At 67.3% G+C, this 17,295-nt stretch carries 16 protein-coding genes; 9 read left to right on the top strand and 7 right to left on the bottom strand.

Annotated features, from left to right (window positions below):
• The 8 genes from ABD115_RS09460 to ABD115_RS09495 are packed head-to-tail and all read left to right on the top strand — an operon-like array spanning position 1 to position 7,544.
• On the top strand, positions 1 to 765 hold the full coding sequence (locus ABD115_RS09460; protein ID WP_343960465.1) for an ABC transporter ATP-binding protein: 765 nt from the start codon (positions 1 to 3) through the stop codon (positions 763 to 765).
• The gene (locus tag ABD115_RS09465; RefSeq protein ID WP_343960466.1) at positions 762 to 1,475 is read left to right on the top strand and encodes an ABC transporter ATP-binding protein; all 714 of its coding nucleotides are present in this window, start codon (positions 762 to 764) and stop codon (positions 1,473 to 1,475) included. Before ABD115_RS09460 ends, ABD115_RS09465 begins: the two co-directional genes overlap by 4 nt.
• The gene (locus ABD115_RS09470) at positions 1,472 to 2,353 is read left to right on the top strand and encodes a branched-chain amino acid ABC transporter permease (protein WP_343960467.1); all 882 of its coding nucleotides are present in this window, start codon (positions 1,472 to 1,474) and stop codon (positions 2,351 to 2,353) included. The genes ABD115_RS09465 and ABD115_RS09470 overlap by 4 nt, the downstream gene beginning before the upstream one ends.
• Positions 2,353 to 3,456, top strand: a complete 1,104-nt coding sequence (locus ABD115_RS09475; protein WP_343960468.1) for a branched-chain amino acid ABC transporter permease — start codon at positions 2,353 to 2,355, stop codon at positions 3,454 to 3,456. Before ABD115_RS09470 ends, ABD115_RS09475 begins: the two co-directional genes overlap by 1 nt.
• Complete coding sequence (locus tag ABD115_RS09480) at positions 3,423 to 5,000, top strand: class I adenylate-forming enzyme family protein (RefSeq protein ID WP_343960469.1); 1,578 nt, start codon at positions 3,423 to 3,425, stop codon at positions 4,998 to 5,000. Before ABD115_RS09475 ends, ABD115_RS09480 begins: the two co-directional genes overlap by 34 nt.
• On the top strand, positions 4,997 to 5,743 hold the full coding sequence (locus ABD115_RS09485) for a TetR/AcrR family transcriptional regulator (protein WP_343960470.1): 747 nt from the start codon (positions 4,997 to 4,999) through the stop codon (positions 5,741 to 5,743). The genes ABD115_RS09480 and ABD115_RS09485 overlap by 4 nt, the downstream gene beginning before the upstream one ends.
• Positions 5,740 to 6,630, top strand: coding sequence for an SDR family NAD(P)-dependent oxidoreductase (locus ABD115_RS09490; protein ID WP_343960471.1), 891 nt, complete (start codon positions 5,740 to 5,742; stop codon positions 6,628 to 6,630). The genes ABD115_RS09485 and ABD115_RS09490 overlap by 4 nt, the downstream gene beginning before the upstream one ends.
• Positions 6,627 to 7,544, top strand: a complete 918-nt coding sequence (locus ABD115_RS09495; RefSeq protein WP_343960472.1) for an alpha/beta fold hydrolase — start codon at positions 6,627 to 6,629, stop codon at positions 7,542 to 7,544. The genes ABD115_RS09490 and ABD115_RS09495 overlap by 4 nt, the downstream gene beginning before the upstream one ends.
• A gap of 69 nt (positions 7,545 to 7,613) precedes the next feature.
• Here ABD115_RS09495 and ABD115_RS09500 read toward each other — a convergent pair whose 3' ends face one another.
• Together ABD115_RS09500 and ABD115_RS09505 are read right to left on the bottom strand one after the other, a co-directional pair.
• A complete protein-coding gene (locus ABD115_RS09500) occupies positions 7,614 to 8,054 on the bottom strand; it encodes a nuclear transport factor 2 family protein (RefSeq protein ID WP_343960473.1) in 441 nt (146 codons plus the stop codon).
• Positions 8,055 to 8,221: 167 nt separating this feature from the next.
• Complete coding sequence (locus ABD115_RS09505; RefSeq protein WP_343960474.1) at positions 8,222 to 10,057, bottom strand: phosphoenolpyruvate carboxykinase (GTP); 1,836 nt, start codon at positions 10,055 to 10,057, stop codon at positions 8,222 to 8,224.
• Positions 10,058 to 10,182: 125 nt separating this feature from the next.
• Between ABD115_RS09505 and ABD115_RS09510 the strand changes: the two genes are divergently transcribed.
• Positions 10,183 to 11,652, top strand: a complete 1,470-nt coding sequence (locus tag ABD115_RS09510; RefSeq protein WP_343960475.1) for a helix-turn-helix domain-containing protein — start codon at positions 10,183 to 10,185, stop codon at positions 11,650 to 11,652.
• Positions 11,653 to 11,958: 306 nt separating this feature from the next.
• Here the strand turns inward: ABD115_RS09510 and ABD115_RS09515 are convergent, their stop codons facing one another.
• The 5 genes from ABD115_RS09515 to hisS form a co-directional block, all read right to left on the bottom strand.
• The gene (locus ABD115_RS09515) at positions 11,959 to 13,299 is read right to left on the bottom strand and encodes an NAD(P)/FAD-dependent oxidoreductase (protein ID WP_343960476.1); all 1,341 of its coding nucleotides are present in this window, start codon (positions 13,297 to 13,299) and stop codon (positions 11,959 to 11,961) included.
• A 206-nt stretch (positions 13,300 to 13,505) separates the two neighbouring features.
• Positions 13,506 to 13,991 (bottom strand): DUF501 domain-containing protein, encoded by a 486-nt coding sequence (locus tag ABD115_RS09520; protein ID WP_343960477.1) that lies wholly within the window; start codon positions 13,989 to 13,991, stop codon positions 13,506 to 13,508.
• Positions 13,988 to 14,449, bottom strand: coding sequence for a septum formation initiator family protein (locus tag ABD115_RS09525; RefSeq protein ID WP_343960478.1), 462 nt, complete (start codon positions 14,447 to 14,449; stop codon positions 13,988 to 13,990). Before ABD115_RS09525 ends, ABD115_RS09520 begins: the two co-directional genes overlap by 4 nt.
• A gap of 26 nt (positions 14,450 to 14,475) precedes the next feature.
• Positions 14,476 to 15,756 (bottom strand): phosphopyruvate hydratase, encoded by a 1,281-nt coding sequence (gene eno / locus ABD115_RS09530; protein ID WP_343960479.1) that lies wholly within the window; start codon positions 15,754 to 15,756, stop codon positions 14,476 to 14,478.
• 93 nt (positions 15,757 to 15,849) lie between these two features.
• Positions 15,850 to 17,145 carry a histidine--tRNA ligase gene (gene hisS, locus ABD115_RS09535; RefSeq protein ID WP_343960480.1) on the bottom strand — a complete coding sequence of 432 codons (1,296 nt, stop codon included), beginning with the start codon at positions 17,143 to 17,145 and terminating at the stop codon, positions 15,850 to 15,852.
• Positions 17,146 to 17,295: the final 150 nt, after the last annotated feature.

The raw sequence follows: 17,295 nt of genomic DNA on the forward strand, positions 1-17,295 counted from the left end.
GTGCACACCCAGACCCCGCCTGCTTTGTCTGTTTCGGGCCTCGGCCTGAAGATCGGCGGCGCCACGATTCTCGACGATGTCAACCTCGACGTGCCGCAGGGCTCGATCGTCGGTGTCATCGGCCCGAACGGCGCGGGCAAGACCACCCTGTTCAACGTGATCTCCGGGCTCATCGCCCCGACGAGCGGCACGGTATCGCTGCACGGCGAACCGATCACGCGCAGCTCGGTCGCTGCCCGCGCGCGGGCGGGGCTGGGGCGCACCTTCCAAACCTCGAGCTACTTCCCCGGTCTGAGCGTGCTCGAGAATGTGCGGCTCGCGGCCCAGGCGACCGCCGGCGGCAGCGGCTCGCTGCTGCGCTTCCCGAAGCGCGGAGACGCCGCGACCCAGCGGGCACTCGAAACACTCGCAACCGTCGGTCTGACTCACCAGGCAGAGACCCTCGCGGGCGATGTCTCGCACGGCGACAAGCGCAAGCTTGAAATCGCAGTGCTGCTCGTCACCGACGCGAGCCTCGTGCTGCTCGACGAGCCAATGGCCGGTGTCGCCTCGGGCGATGTCGCGGGGCTCGTGCAGAACATTCGCGATATGCAGGCTCAGAAACAGTGCACGGTGCTCATGGTCGAGCACCACATCGACGTGCTGCTCGGCTTCGTCGACCGCGTCGCGGTGATGTACTTCGGCAACATCATCGCCTTCGACACCCCTCACAACATCATGGAGAACCCCATCGTGCAAAGCGCCTACCTCGGGAAAGCCGTATGAGCGCCCCGATTCTCACGGTCGAGCACCTGCGGTGCACCATCGCCGGGCAACAGGTCGTCGAAGACGTCTCGTTTGAGGTGCCGGCAACGGGCATCACCGCGGTGCTCGGCCGCAACGGCGCCGGCAAGACATCGACGCTGCGCGGCATCATGGGCCTCATCACCCGCGCGGGTGAGGTGCGCCTCGCGGGCGAACGAATCGATGCGCTGCCGACGCACAAGCTCGTGCAGCGCGGCATCGGCTACGTACCAGAAGACCGCGAGGTGTTTGCCTCGCTGAGCGTTGCCGAGAACCTCGCGCTCGCCGAACGGAGCCAGAACCCCCGGCGTGAGTTCGTGGCCGAGCTCTTCCCCGACCTCGTCGCCCGCCGCGACCAGGCAGCCGGCACGCTGTCGGGCGGCCAGCAGCAGATGGTCTCGGTCGCTCGGGCACTCATCAACGACAACCAGCTGCTGCTCGTTGACGAGCCCACGAAGGGCCTCGCACCGAAGATCGTGCACGAGGTTGCCGTGGCGCTCGCAGAGGCCGCGGCCACGGTGCCGATCTTGCTCGTCGAGCAAAACCTCGAGGTCGTCAGGCAGCTCGCAGACGACGCGATCGTTATCTCGGCCGGCCGCGTCGCCTACGTGGGCAAGGCAGCTGACATTCTTGACGACGAGGCGCTCACCACACAGCTGCTCGGCGTCCACGCAGAAGGAGCCCAACTGTGAGCTCACTCGTTCTTACCCTCATTACCGGCGTCGGCCTCGGCGCACTCTACTTTCTCGTCGCCTCTGGGCTCAGCCTCATTTACGGGCTCATGCACGTGCTGAACTTCGCGCACGGGGCGTTTCTCACCCTGGCCGCGTTCATCGGGTGGCGCACCGCTCAGGCGCTCGGCACCGACAGCTGGTTCGCGCTCGTCGTCTCGGTGCTCGTCGGAGCACTCGTTGGCGCGGTGTTCGCGACGCTCACCGAGCTGCTGCTCATCAGGCCACTGTACGAGCGCCACATCGAGCAGGTGCTCGTCACGGTGGGGCTATCGTTCGCCGCGATTGCCCTCTTCGAAGGCATCTGGGGCTCAGACCCCATTACCATCGCTGGGCCGGCCTGGCTCAAGCAGACCACAGCGGTTCTCGGAGCCAAGATTCCGAACGTGTACTGGGTGCTTATGCTTACCGCGGGCATCGTGCTCGCCGCGCTCGTGCTTTTCTTGAAAAAGACGCGCTACGGCATGATCATTCGCGCCGGCGTCGAGAACCGCCAGATGGTCACGGCGCTCGGCATCGACGTGCGCCGCGCCTTCACCCTGGTGTTCGCGATCGGCGGCGCGGCTGCCGGCATCGGAGGTGTGCTCGCGATGCACTACATGACATTCGTGTCGCCCCACCTCGGGCAAACCCTACTCATCTTCGCCTTCATCGTCACGGTCGTCGGCGGTCTCGGCTCGCTTGCGGGGGCCGCGGTCGCCTCGGTTGTCGTCGCCGTGCTCCAGCAGTTTGCAAACTTCTACCTCGGTGGCACGGGCGACTTCATCGTCGTGATCTTGCTCGCCGTCGTGCTCCTCGTGCGGCCGCGCGGCCTCATGGGACGAAAGGTGGCACGCTAATGTCAACCAACACCTCGGCCACTGACTTCGCGGCAGCAGTCGCATCTGAGCCTGCACACCGTGCCCCTCGCCGCGCGATCCCGATCGCCCTCGGCACCGCGCTCGTCGCGTTCGCGGCGGTGCTGCCGCTGCTCAATCTCTCGATTCCCGGTGTTCTCCCCACCCCGACCTACATGCCGGGCAGCCTCGCGCTCCTGTCGCTGTGCATGGTGTTCGCCGCGCTCGCACTGTCGTACAACATGCTGCTCGGCACCGCCGGCATGCTCTCCTTTGGCCACGCCCTCTCCTTCGGCGGCGGGGCGTACCTGCTCGGCATCGGCCTCGCACAGCTGCAGCTGCCGCTTGTCACCGCGACTCTGCTCGCGCTCGTCGGCGGGCTCGCGATCGCGCTCATCACCGGCTCGGTCGCGAACCGCGTCGCGGGCATCCCGTTCGCCATGGTGACGCTCGCGTTCGCGCAGGCCGGTTCGGTGCTCGTGCGCCGCAACGCCCAGGTGACCGGCGGCGAGGAGGGCCTGAGCCTGAACACCGCGCGGGTGCCCGACTGGCTCGTCGGCGTCGTGAACACGCGCAACCTATACTGGGTGATTCTCGCGATTCTCGTCGTCGTCTACCTCGTCGCGCTGTGGGTCGACCGCAGCAGGCTCGGCCACCTCGCCCGCGCCTCGCGCGAGAACCCGGAGCGCGTGCGGGTGCTCGGCCTCAGCCCCTACACCGCCAAGCTCACGATCTTCGTGATCGCCGCGGTGCTCGCGAGCCTCGCGGGCATCGGCTACATGCTGCTGCAGTCTGGCACCGTGCCCCGCGCGGTGTCGGCCGACCTCACGATCACCGTGCTCGTGATGGTGGTGCTCGGCGGCGTCGGCTACCGCTGGGGAGCGATCGTTGGCGGCTTTCTCTACACGCTGCTCGATCAGCGCCTCACTGTGCTCGCCAAGGCCGACGCGATTCAGGGCCTCCCCGATGTGCTTCGCATACCGCTGTCGGAGCCGCTGTTTTTGCTCGGCACGCTATTCATTCTTGTGGTGATGTTCCTCCCCGGAGGCATCGCAGGTACCCTCGATTCAGCATGGAAGAAGCGCACACGAAAGAGCCGCGCATGAGCGAGTACACGATTGGCAGCTGGATAGCCGACCGCGCGGCGATCGATGGCGAGCGCACCGCGATCGACGACCGCGGCGTGCTCACGAGCTACCGCACCCTTGACGCACGCGCACGCGCGCTCGCCGACAGGCTGAGCGAGGCCGGCTACGGCGCGGGCGGGCGCATCGCGACGGTATCTGGCAACTCGACCGACCACGTCGTCGTGTTCTTCGCGTGCGCGCTCCTCGGCATCGCGTTCATCCCGCTCTCGTGGCGCCTCACCGCACCGGAGCTCGCTGAGCTCATCGGGCGCTCGCGGGCCGATCTGCTGCTGATCGAGGACGAGTACGCGGGGCTCGGCGAGCAGGCGATCAACGCGCTCGCCCTGGCCGGCGCGACGCCGCCGCCGAGCGCCGAGCCCGGCCTCGCGGGAGTCGAACTGGCCGCTCCCCCGGCGCGTACCCGGCGCGAGCGACGAGCGGCGCGGGCCGAGGATCCGCTGCTCGTCGTCTACACCTCCGGCAGCGAGGCTGCCCCCAAGGGCGTCGTGCTCACGCACCGCTCCTGCTTCTGGACGAACCTCGCCCTCTCACGGGCGACGCCGATGGGCGCCGACGACGTCGTGCTCACGATTCTGCCCCAGCATCACGTCGCCGCCTGGAACGTGCAGCCCCTGCTCGCGTGGTGGGTGGGAGCGACTGTTGTGCTCGAGCGATCGTTTCAGCCGGGGCGCGTGCTCCAGCTCATTCGTGAACGCCGCGTCACGACGATGATGGGCGTGCCGACGCAGTACCGCATGCTGTTCGACCAGCCAGAGATCGCGGGAGCAGACCTCGGCTCACTGACCCGGGTGCTCGTCGGCGGCTCGACCATTCCCGAGCAGCTCGCGCTCGAGGCAGAGCGGCACGGCCTACCGCTCACGCAGGGCTACGGTCTCACCGAGGCCGGCCCCAACGTGCTGCACTTGCAGCCGCGCGAGCTCGGCACCCACCCAGGGGCGGTTGGCCGCCCCTACCCGAGCGTCGAGACCGCGGTTGTCGACCCCGACTCGGGGTTGCAGCTCTCAGGCGCAGCGACCGGCGAGCTCTGGGTGCGCGGGCCGAGCCTGTTCGCTGGGTATCTCGACGACGAGGCCGCGACCGAGCGCGCACTGGCTGGCGACTGGCTGCGCACCGGCGACATCGTCGAACGTGACGCGAACGGCATTCACCGCATCGTAGACCGGCTCAAGAACATCTACGTCTCGGGTGGGGAGAACGTTGCTCCGGCCGAGGTTGAGGCGGTACTCGCAACCCATCCGCTCGTGGCTGCGGCCGCGGTTGTCGGTGTGCCAGACCCCGTGTGGGGCGAACGCGGCTACGCATTCGTCGTGACCACCGCACCGCTTTCGCGAGACGAGCTGCTCGCGCACGCGCGCTCCCACCTTGCCGCGTTCAAGCTGCCAGCGCACGTCGAGTTTCTCGACGAGCTCCCGCGATCCACCATCGAGAAAGTGGCCCGCACCGAACTTGCCAGGCGCGCCAGCGCTACGCTCGGCACCACCCAACAGACAGGCATCGCATGACCCCCACCAGCGAACACGGCGCGCCGGCCGCAAGCCAGGCAGGCACGACCGACGCGATCGATACGACCGACGCCCCCGTCTCGCCCGCGACCGGCCGCCCGCTCACCAGCCGCGGCCTCGCGACGCGGCGGCGGCTGCTCACTGCGGCCGAGGAGGTATTCGCGGAGCTCGGGTACCACGAGGCGTCGATTGTGAAGGTCACCGAGCACGCAGGCGTCGCCCTCGGCACGTTCTACCTCTATTTCGACAGCAAGCAGGCGATTTTCGAGGCGCTCGTCATCGACCTCAACGACCGCGTCAGGCAGTCGATGACCGAGGCGATGGCCGGCGCCTCGAACCGCATCGAGGCGGAGCGCGGCGGGTTCGAGGGGTTCTTCCGCTTCACCGCACAACACCCGGCCCTCTACCGGGTCGTGCGCGAGGCAGAGTTCGTGTCACCCGACGTGATGCGGTTGCACTACGAGCGCATTGTCGAGGGGTACACGGCGGGGCTTCAGGCCGCTCAGTCTGCAGGCGATATCGACCCTCGGCTTGACCCCGAGGTCGCCTCGTGGGCGCTTATGGGCCTCGGCGAGCTCATTGGCATGCGCTACATCCTCTGGGAGCGCGATGCCGCTGGCATCGCCCCCGATCGCATCGACCCGCAGGTGCTCGACGCGATGATGCAGTTTATTTCTAATGCGCTGGGCGGCACGGCAGCGGCCGGCCCCGGCGCCTCGACGAGCAACGGAGTCACGTCATGACACACGATCTTCAGGGCCGACGCGCCCTCGTTACCGGCGGCGGCAGCGGCATCGGCCTCGCCTGCGTTCACGAGCTCGCAGGGAGGGGCGCGCACGTCGTGGTCGCCGACGTGTCTGAGGAGGCCGCGTCGGCTGCGGTCGCGGCGGTCACGGCGCGTGGCGGATCCGCGACCGCTGACGTTTCCGCGCCCGCCGGCGTCGCGCACAACGGCGCCGAGCGCAACGGTGCCGAGCGCAGTGGCGCCGAGCGCAACGGTGCCGAGCGCAGTGGCGCCGCTGGTGCATCCGGGAGCGCCGAGGCCTGGGTCGTCGACCTCGCCGACACGGCCGCGCTCGACACCCTCGCGCTCGACGTCGATATTCTGGTGAACAACGCCGGCGTGCAGCGGGTGAGTCCCATCGAGGCCTTCGACCCCGAGGCCTTTCGACTCATTCAGCGGCTCATGCTCGAGGCCCCGTTTCTGCTGATTCGCGCGGCGCTGCCAGGCATGTACGAGCGCGGCTGGGGCCGCATCATCAACCTGTCGAGCGTGCACGGGCTGAGGGCGAGCCCGTTCAAATCGGCGTACGTCGCGGCGAAACACGGCCTCGAGGGGCTCTCAAAAGTGACCGCTCTCGAGGGCGGCGCGCACGGCGTCACGAGCAACTGCGTGAACCCCGGCTATGTGCGCACGCCACTCGTCGAAAGGCAGGTTGCCGACCAGGCACGGGTGCACGGCATTCCCGAGTCAGAGGTCGTCGAGCGGGTGATGCTCACCGAGAGCGCAGTGAAGCGGCTGGTGGAGCCCGCTGAGGTCGCCTCGCTCGTCGGCTGGCTCGCCTCAGATCGGGCCGGCATGGCCACGGGTGCCTCGTACACGATGGACGGCGGGTGGAGCGCGCGATGAACACGCACAGCTATCGCACGGTCGATGTTGCGGTTGCCGGCGGCTCGCTGCGCGTCGGGGTGTGGGACCCCGTCGGGCAGGCGCCCGCGGGTGTGACCACGCAGACGGTGCTCGCAATTCACGGTGTCACCGCATCGCACCTCGCCTGGCCATTCGTTGTCGCGGAGCTTCCCGGGGTGCGAGTGATCGCCCCCGATCTGCGCGGTCGCGGCGCGAGCAACGGCGTCGACGGCCAGGCGGGGATGGCCGCGCACGCGGCGGATCTCGTCGCGGTGCTCGACGCCCTCGGAGTCGCGGCGCTCCCCGTGTTCGGGCATTCGATGGGCGCATTCGTCGCCGTGGCGCTCGCGCACCTCGCGCCCGAGCGCGTCGAACGGCTTGTGCTCATCGACGGCGGCCTGCCGTTGAACGCTCCCGCAGGGGTGAGCGCAGAGGCTCTCGTGCAGGCTATTCTCGGGCCGACCGCAGAGCGGCTCTCGATGCGCTTCGCGAACGTCGATGCCTACCTCGATTTCTGGCGCGACCACCCCGCGTTTGTGCGCGACTGGAGCTCGGAGCTCGAGGCCTACTTTGCATACGACCTCGTGCCAGACGGCGACGCGCTTCGCCCGGCTACGAGCCTCGCGACCACGACAGACGACACCGTCGACATGAACACCGGTTCAACGCTCAGCGGCGCGCTCGCTGCGCTGCCCGGCTTCGCTGGCCAGGTAGATCTCGTGACTGTACCGCACGGTCTGCTCGACGAGCGGCCTGGCCTGTACCCGCCGGAGCACCTCGCAGCCCTGCTCGCGGCGCTGCCAAACGTGCGGCACACTGAGCTCGATGACCTCAACCACTACACGGTGGTGATGAGCGAACGCGGCGCGCGAGCAGTCGCGCCCGTGCTCAACCGCGCGGCGCTGCCACGGTAGGCCGGGCGGGCCAACGAGCGCTGCTGTCAGCGCGGCCGGGGTCGGTCGCCAATCCGCGCGAAGTTGATGTCAGTTTCCCCCAGATTTCACCTCGAAAGCACCGTTTCGCTGGGGCAATCTGACACCGAGTTGGGGGCCGTTCGCGGTGCCGAGCGAGCTTGGGCGCGGGGCGGGCTCACACACGGTATCGACCGAGGTCACCCTGCCTCCCACGAGCGTCATGGACTGGAACACTGTGTTTTCGTAGCGTTCGCCCCCGGGCAGGTCGCCCGTGACCCTTGCACGCACCGCGACGCGCGTGCGCCACGGCCACCCTCGCACGAGCACATCGAGCACCTCGAAACGTGCATCGGGTAGGAGACGCATGAGTCGCGCCCACCACCGATTCATTGCGTCGACAGAGGTGCGGCGGCCGCCGAGCGCGTGATCCCCGTGGAAGTGATACTCGAAGGGCTCGCCGAGGCTTTCAACCATCGCCCAATAGTTGCCCGCGTTGATCTCGTCGAACACCCGGCGAACTTTGCGCCGAACAATTGCCGCGTACACGCCGATCGGCCTCCATCTCGGTCGCAGTTCACGATCTCCCGAGTTGCCTCGCGGGATACACACAAGCCCGGCCCAGGGGCGGTGTGCTCCTGGGCCGGGCTTGTCGGTTAGCCTGCCGCGTGCGGCTCGCGCTACTTGCCGAGGCGCTCGCGCAGGCCCTCGAGCTCGGCGGTAAGCGCTGCCGGGAGGCGGTCGCCGAACTGCGAGAAGTACTCCTCGGTGAGGTCTGCCTCAGCGAGCCACGAGGTCGGGTCGATCGCGAAGATCTTCTCGAGATCTTGTTCGACCGACTCGATGCCGGTGAGGTTCAGCTCGCCAGCGGCGGGGATCGTGCCGACGGCGGTCTCCTGGCCCTCGTGCTCGCCCTCGACGCGGCGAATCACCCAGTCGATGACGCGCGAGTTGTCGCCGAAGCCCGGCCACATGAACTTGCCGTCTTCGTCTTTGCGGAACCAGTTGACCTGGAAGATCTTCGGGGCGTTCTCGCCGAGGGTCTCGCCCATCTCGAGCCAGTGGCCCCAGTAGTCGGCCATGTTGTAGCCGCAGAACGGCAGCATCGCGAACGGGTCGCGGCGCAGCTCGCCGACGGTGCCCTCCTGGGCCGCTGTCTTCTCAGACGAGATCGTCGCACCGACGAACACGCCGTGGTTCCACGAGCGCGACTGCGCGACGAGCGGCACGTTGGTCGCGCGGCGACCACCGAAGAGAATGGCATCAAGCGGCACACCGTCTTGCTCGAACCAGTCGTCGGCGAGCGACGGAGTCTGCTGAATCGGCACAGTAAAGCGCGAGTTCGGGTGCGCGGCCGGGCGGCCCGACTCGGGGCTCCAGTCGTTGCCCTGCCAGTCGACGAGGTGCGCGGGCACCGAATCGGTCTTGCCCTCCCACCAGACGTCGCCGTCGTCGGTCAGTGCGACGTTCGTGAAGATCGTGTTGCCCCAGAGGGTCTCCATCGCGACGGGGTTCGTCGTCTCACCGGTGCCGGGGGCGACGCCGAAGAAACCGGCCTCGGGGTTGATCGCATACAGGCGACCGTCCTTGCCGGGGCGCAGCCAGGCGATGTCGTCGCCGATGGTCTCGACCTTCCAACCAGGAATGGTGGGCTGGAGCATCGCCAGGTTCGTCTTGCCGCAGGCCGAGGGGAACGCCGCCGACAGGTGGTAATCCTTGCCGGTCTCGGTGTTCGTGAGCTTGAGCAGCAGCATGTGCTCCGCGAGCCAGCCCTCGTTCTTGCCCATCACGCTCGCGATGCGCAGCGCGAAGCACTTCTTCGAGAGCAGGGCGTTGCCGCCGTAGCCCGAGCCGAACGACCACACCTCGAGCGTCTCGGGGAAGTGGGTGATGTACTTCGTGTCGTTGCAGGGCCACTCGACGTCGTCGGCACCGGCCTCGAGTGGCGCACCGACCGAGTGAACCGTGCGCACCCACTCGCTGCCGGGGGTAATGCCGTCGAGCGCGGCCTGGCCCATGCGGGTCATGATGCGCATGTTCAGCACCGCGTAGGGCGAGTCGGTGATCTCGATGCCGAGCTGCGTGATCGCGCCGCCGACGGGGCCCATCGAGAACGGCACGACGTACATCGTGCGGCCGCGCATCGACCCCTCGAAGAAGGGCTGCAGCTCTGCGCGCATTGCGTCGGGGGCGACCCAGTTGTTCGTGGGGCCCGCGTCTGCCTCGTTCTCGGAGCAGATGAAGGTGCGGTCTTCGACGCGCGCGACGTCGCTGGGGTTCGAGCGGGCGAGGAAGCTGCCGGGGCGAAGGTTCTTGTTCAGCGGGATCAGGGAACCGGCCTCGACCATCTCGCTGGTGATGCGGTTCCACTCGTCTTGCGAACCGTCGCACCAATAGACCGAATCGGGCCGAGTGAGCTCGGCAACCTCGGTGACCCAGGTGAGGATCTCGGGGTTGGTAGTCGTTGCGCTCTCGCGAACGAGATCGGCGATCGATGCGATAGTTGTGGTGCTCATGCCTACGGATTCTCCCTAAGTGGTGCCGTCGAAGTTGGCCTGTATTCCTATTGTGGTTGTGGTCTCAGGTGAACATTCACCAAACAGCCTGTCAATTTTCAGCGTTTTTGCCTTATAGTCAAATTATGAACACAGGATCTGTGCCTTCGCTCAGTGCGGCGACGATTGACCGCTTAGTACTCGGCAAACGGCTCCGACACTTTCGCACCGAGGCCGGGCTCACGCTCGAACAGCTCGGGCAGCAGGTCGGCGTTGTGGCCAGCCAGTTGTCGCTCGTCGAGAACGGGAAGCGCGAGCCAAAGCTCACGCTGATTCAGGCCATCGCCAGAGCGCTCGAGATCGACGCTGGCGACCTGCTCAACGCCGAAGCACCTGACCGGCGCAGCGAGCTCGAGATCGAGCTCGAGCGAGCCCAGAGCACCCCGGGGTACGACCAGCTGGGGTTGCCGCGGATCCGCTCGCCGCGCGCGCTCAGCGACGACACACTTGAAGCGCTCATTGGGCTGCACCGCGAACTCGCGCGCCGCACGAGGGCCGCGGCGACAACCTCGGAGGAGGCGCGTCGGGCGAACACGTCGATCCGCCTAAAAATGCAGGAGCTCGACAATTACCTCCCCGACATCGAACTCATTGCGTCGGAGCTCATGCAGCGCATCGGCCACACCGTGGGCGCGGTGACCCACCGCGACGTGGCAATTCTCGCCGAACTTCTCGGCTTCACGCTGATCTTCGTCGACGACCTGCCGTCGAACACTCGAAGCATCACCGATCTCGAGAACGGGCGCATCTATTTGCCACCGACGTCGATTCCCGGCGGCCACGGGCTTCGCTCGCTCGCGCTCCAGGCGATGGCGCATCGCGTGCTCGGGCACTCCGAGCCGCAAAGTTACGCACAATTTCTCGAACAGCGCTTGCAGATCAACTATTTCGCCGCGGCCTGCCTGCTGCCCGAGGAGCGCGCCGTCGAGTACCTGCAGCAGGCCAAACGGGAACGAAACCTCGCGATCGAAGACCTGCGCGACGCGTTCGGCGTGACGCACGAGGCCGCCGCGCACCGGTTCACGAACCTCGCGACGCGGCACCTCGACCTGCGGGTGCACCACTACCGCACCGACGGTGCCGGCACGCTGGTTCGCGGGTACGCGAACGACGGCCTCCCCTTCCCGGTCGACGAGGGCGGGGCCATCGAGGGCGAGCTGCTCTGCGCGAAGTGGGGCGGGCGCACGGCGTTCAACCGCCAGAACCGCACGAGCGAGTTCTACCAGTTCACCGACACCCCGAACGGCACCTTCTGGTCGAGCGTGCAGACCGGCGACGCCGAGCTCGGGCCGTTCGCGATCGCGTGTGGGGTGCAGTTCGACGATGCGCGTTGGTTTCGCGGGCGCGATACGCAGGTGCGCAAGCGCTCGACCTGCCCAGACCCTAGCTGCTGTCGGGCCGCAGCGCCCGCGCTGCGGGAGCGCTGGGAGGGCAAGGCGTGGCCGAGTGCTCGCATGCACCAGCACGTGCTGTCTCCCCTACCGACCGGCACCTTCCCCGGCGTCGACGACACCTCGATGTACGAGTTCCTCTCGAAGCATGCACCCGAGGTTTAGAGGAAAACGCATCGCGTTTTCCCACCGAGGGGTGTCGGGCCCACCGGCCCAACACAGCCGAACCCCGCACTTCCCTCCGAGCACACCCCATTGCCTGCCGAGATAAGGGGGTGCGCTCGGAGGCAACCGTCCGGCTGAGTGACCAGGGCCCCGCCGGGCCACGCCGGGCCCCGCCGGCCCACGCCGGGCCACGCCGGGCCACGCCGGGCCACGCCGGCCAGCCTGCACCCACCCACCAACCCCCGGGCCAACGCAAAAGGCCGCGGGATCCACCTGGATCACCGCGGCCTGTCGCGTGCGCGCTAGCTAGTTAGCAGCGGGGCGCGGGCGCGACGCGAACTCTTCGAAGATCTCGCGGGGCTGCTGCGTCGCCTCGATGTTCACGATGTCGCGGCCGAGGAAGAAGTGCCCAACCCAGCCGCCAAACACGCGCCACTTACGCTCCCACGTAGGGATCGCGAGGCCGTGGTAGAAGCGGTGTGCGAGCCACGCGATGTAGCCCTTGAGCGTGAAGTTACCGGAGCGGAACACGCCGGTGTTCATGCCGAGGCCGGCGACTGCGCCCTGGTTCTTGTGGTTGTACTCGACAACGCCCTCGCCGCGCAGCGACGCGACGATGTTCTTCGCGAGCAAGCGGCCCTGGCGCACCGCGTGCTGTGCGTTGGGAACGCAGAAGCCGCCGGGGCCGGGGGTCGATGAGATGTCGGGAACCTGCGAGGTGTCGCCCGCCGTCCAGGCGCCCTCGACGATGTCGCCATCTTCGGTTGCAACCCGCAGCGACGGCGCGCCAACGACGTGGCCGCGCGCGCCGATCGGCAGGTCGGTGCCGCGCAGGAACGGGCGGGGCATAACGCCCGCTGTCCAGACGATGAGGTCAGACTCGTACTTCTCGCCGGTTGACAGCTCGATGTTGCCACCCTCGGCGCTCGAAAGCTGCGTGTCGAGGTGAATGTTCACGCCGCGGCGGGTCTGATCCTTGACCACCCAGTCGGCGAGGCCCTCGGTAACCTCGGGCATGATGCGGCCCATCGCCTCAACGAGGTGGAACTTCGTCTCGTCGAACGTGATCTCGGGGTAGCGGCGCAGCAGCGCGGTCGCGAACGAACGCAGCTCGGCGACCGACTCGATGCCGGCGAAGCCGCCGCCAACGACGGTGACGGTGAGCAGGCGCGCACGCTCAGCCGAGTCCTTCGGCAGCGACGCGGCGCGCTCGAAGTTGCCGACCATGCGGTCGCGAATGGCGACTGCCTCTTCGATTGTCTTCATGCCGATCGCGTTGTCAGCGATGCCCGGGATCGGGAAGGTACGCGAGACCGAGCCGGTGGTGATGACGATCTGGTCGTACTCAAAGTCGTACGCCTCGCCGACGTTCGGCGTAATTGTCGCGGTCTTGGTGGCGTGCGAAATGCCGGTCACCTTGCCCGAGATGTTCGCCGTCTTCTTGAGGTGACGGCGGCGCGCCACAACCGCGTGGCGGGGCTCAATCGAGCCAGCCGCAACCTCGGGGAGGAACGGCAGGTATGCCATGTAGGGAAGCGGGTCAACGATGGTGACCTCCGCCTCGCCCGAACGGAGGAGCTTCTCGAGCTTCCATGCCGTGTAGAAGCCGGCGTAGCCGCCGCCAACGATCAGAATCTTCTTCGCCACGAAGCGATCTCCTTGATGATCAAATATGCACAAACTGCAGGCTGCAAGGTGCGCCCGCTTTCTCGCGCGGGAAGCCAGCTGGGCAAGGTTCACCCAACCCAACCCACCTTACCTGCAAAAGAACCCCAAATCGTCACAAACGACGAGTTGCCCGTCACAAACCGAGGTTAATTCGGCAATGCAGGATCCGCGGCGCCGAAAGTACGCTATTTAGCTTGCCAACCAGAACGCTCGAGGGCCAAGTCACCGATCGGGTTCACGCCGGGGCCAGCAGCGAGTGCATGGCCGATAAGCGCGTGCAGGCATTTCACACGCGTCGGCATGCCGCCGGCGCTGATACCGGCGAGCTCGGGCACCTCGCCAACGGAATCACGATCTGCAATGTACTGCTCGTGCGCGCGGGCGTACGCGGCGCGCAACTCCTCGTCTTCGGCGAGCATCTCGTTGAACTCAACCATCATGCCAACAGCCTCGAGCCGCGACGCGGCGGCCACGACCTCAGGGTGCGAGAGGTAGTAGAAGGTCGGAAACGGCGAGCCGTCGGGCAGCCTCGGTGAGGTCGCGACGACGGTTGGGCTGCCGTCTTTGGCACGCGCGGCGATACCCACGACGCCGCGCGCCTCACGCCCGAGCTGCTCGCTCACCGCGGCGATGTCTTCTGGGGTCGGGGCGGGAAATGGGGGCCGGCTCACTGCGTACTCCTTGCGGCTTCGTCTTCTGATGGTGTTTCTGGGACCGCGGTTCCCGAGGCGATGACCGAAGACACGAGGTCTTTCGCCCAGTTGCGCTCAACCTGGGTGAGGCCGGCGCTCGTCTCCTCCTGCGATTCCACGGGAAGCACAACGTCAGAGATAATGCTCAGCTGTGTCTCCCCCGGCAGCACATACGACAGCCGGTCGCGCGCCTGCGCCCTCACATACGAGGGGTCTTTCCAGCGCGCGCGCTCTGCGTCAATGTTCTCGACCGCCTCGCGGTGCTGCCTAACGCTCTCGCGCAGCTGGGCGATCTCTCGCTGCTGCTGCACGAAGGTCGAGATGTTCGGGCTGAGAATCAGCGCCCCGGCGATCACCGAGACGACGACAACGGCGGTAAACACACTGAAGCGCAGACTCGCGGCCCACGCCGCAATATCTGCGCCCCAGTGTTTCACCGTGTGCTCCTCGCCCTGGCGCGTGCCTACGCCTGGAAGCGCGGGAACGCCGCGCGGCCGGCGTAGCGTGCTGCGCCTCCGAGCTCTTCTTCGATGCGAAGCAGCTGGTTGTACTTTGCGACGCGGTCGGAGCGAGCTGGCGCGCCGGTCTTGATCTGGCCGCAGTCAGTTGCGACCGCGAGGTCAGCGATAGTGACGTCTTCGGTCTCGCCCGAGCGGTGCGACATCACGGCGGTGTAGCCGGCGCGCTGCGCCAGCTGCACGGCGTCGAAAGTCTCGGTGAGGGTGCCGATCTGGTTCACCTTCACGAGAATCGAGTTGCCGACGCCCTGCTTGATGCCGTCTGCGAGGCGCTCGGGGTTCGTGACGAACAGGTCGTCGCCGACCAGCTGCACCTTGCCGCCGAGCTCGTCGGTGAGGTGCTTCCAGCCCTCCCAGTCGTCTTCGTCGAGCGGATCCTCAATCGAGACAAGCGGGTAGCGCTCCACGAGATCGGCGTAGTACGCCGTCATCTCTGCCGCGGTGCGCTCCTGACCCTCAAACTTGTACACGCCGTTCTCGAAGAATTCCGAGGAGGCGACGTCGAGCGCGAGCGCGATGTCACGGCCGGGCTCGAACCCCGCGCGCTTGATCGCCTCGACGATCAGGTCGAGTGCGGCGACGTTGTTCACGAGGTTTGGCGCGAAGCCGCCCTCGTCGCCGAGCCCCGTCGAGAGGCCCTGCTCGTTCAGCAGCGCCTTGAGCGCGTGGTAGACCTCGACGCCCCAGCGAAGGCCCTCGGAGAAGCTCTCGGCACCGAGCGGCACCGCCATGAACTCCTGAATGTCGACATCGGTGTCGGCGTGAGCGCCGCCGTTGATGATGTTCATGAGCGGCACGGGCAGCGTGCAGGCGTTGGGGCCACCGAGGTAGCGGTACAGCGGCAGCTCAGCGGAGGCCGCGGCGGCGTGCGCGACCGCGAGGCTCACGCCGAGAATCGAGTTCGCGCCGACGCGCGACTTGTTGTCGGTGCCATCGACCTCGCGCAGCACGGCATCGATGATGCGCTGGTCGTCTGCGGCGAAGCCCTCGATAGCGGGTGCCAGGTCGTCAAACACCGCGTCCACAGCCTTGAGCACACCCTTGCCGAGGTAGCGCTCCTTGTCGCCGTCGCGCAGTTCGTATGCTTCGAAGGCGCCGGTCGATGCGCCCGAGGGCACCGCCGCGCGCCCCACCGAATCATCAGTCAGTCCGACCTCGACCTCAACGGTCGGGTTGCCACGTGAATCCAGAATCTCGCGTGCGATCACCGCGTCGATAAATGCCACCGTGTACTCCTTGTGGTTACGTCGTGAGGCGCGTATTCCGCGCCAGTTCTCAGTGTAGAGGGTGAAGCTTTGGGGCCCGAGGAAATTACGCCATTACTCGCCCAGTTCGCGCCATGAGAGTTCGCTGAGATCGCTCACGCCCGGCTGCACGTTTGCGACCTTGGCAAACCCCTCCTCGACCAGGCGCGCGAGCAGGGTTTTCATGTTTTTCTGCCGCTTCTCGATGCGCACGCGGTTGCCTGCGGCGACGAGCTCGCGCTTGAGTGCCATGAGGTCTTCGAGCTTGGCCTCGGCATCGACGACGAGGGCGAGCGACTCTGGGCCGGTCGAGCCGTCGAGCTCAATGAGATCGACCACCCGCTCGAACCCGATCGAGAACCCGACCGCCGGAACGTCTTGCCCGAGGAACCGGCCAATCATGCCGTCGTAGCGACCGCCGCCGCCCACAGAGGAGCCCGAGCCGGGGTGCGCGATCTCGAAGATCGTGCCGGTGTAGTAGCCCATGCCGCGCACGAGGGTCGGGTCGAAGCGCAGCTCGACGCCCTCGGGCAGGCCCCCGGCGAGAGCCTCGCCAATAGCGACCAGGCTGTCGATGCCCGCCTCTGCCGCCCCAGCGGGGAGCACGGCGGCAATCGCCTCGCGCGTCACCGGAATACCGGCAGCAAGCGCGGCGTCGACGCCCTCGAGAATGCCCCGCATTGCGGCAGCGGCGCCCGAGTTTGTCTCGGCGAGCTCGGCGGCGACTCCCTCGACACCGATCTTGTCGAGCTTGTCGATGGTGATGAGCGCACCGGCCTGCTCCTCGGCTGCAAATCCGCAGTGCTCGAGCAGCCCGAAAAGAATGCGGCGGTCGTTCACCCGAATCACGCAGTCTTTCAGCCCGAGCTCGGCGAGCACCTGCGACGTTGCGGTGATGAGCTCGGCCTCGGCGATGATGCCAGACTCGCCGATCACGTCAATGTCAGCCTGCACGAACTGGCGATAGCGCCCCTTCTGGGGGCGCTCGGCGCGCCACACCGGGCCGATCTGAATCGAGCGGAAGACCGGGGGCAGCTCCGCGCGATGCGAGGCGTAGAAGCGGGCGAGCGGCACCGTCAGGTCGAAGCGCAGGCCGAGGTCTGCGAGCTGCTCGGGGTCGCCAGCCTCGACGGCTGCGGCGAGCGCCTCTGGTTTGATGCCGCGCTTGAGAATGGAGAAGCTGAGCTTCTCGTTATCGCCACCGAGGCCAGCGTGCAAGCGCGCATAGTCTTCAACAACCGGGGTCTCGATCTCGTCGAAGCCGTGGGCGCGATACACCCCGCGAATCACGCCGAGCGCGTGCTCGCGGCGCGCCTTGTCTGCGGGGAGGAAGTCGCGCATACCGCGGGGGGAATTCACTGGGGCTGCCATGCGCTCTATTCTTCCATGCCACGAGGGGCTCGCTGCGCGGGGCTCGCAGCCGGGGCCCGCAGGCTGGGCCCGCAGGCTGGGCCCGGGCCTCGGGCCCCAAGCATTCAGCACCCACTAGGCAATCAGCCCCCACACGGCAGCAACCCCCAC

Source organism: Leucobacter albus (assembly GCF_039528015.1).
Classification (GTDB): Bacteria; Actinomycetota; Actinomycetes; order Actinomycetales; family Microbacteriaceae; genus Leucobacter; species Leucobacter albus.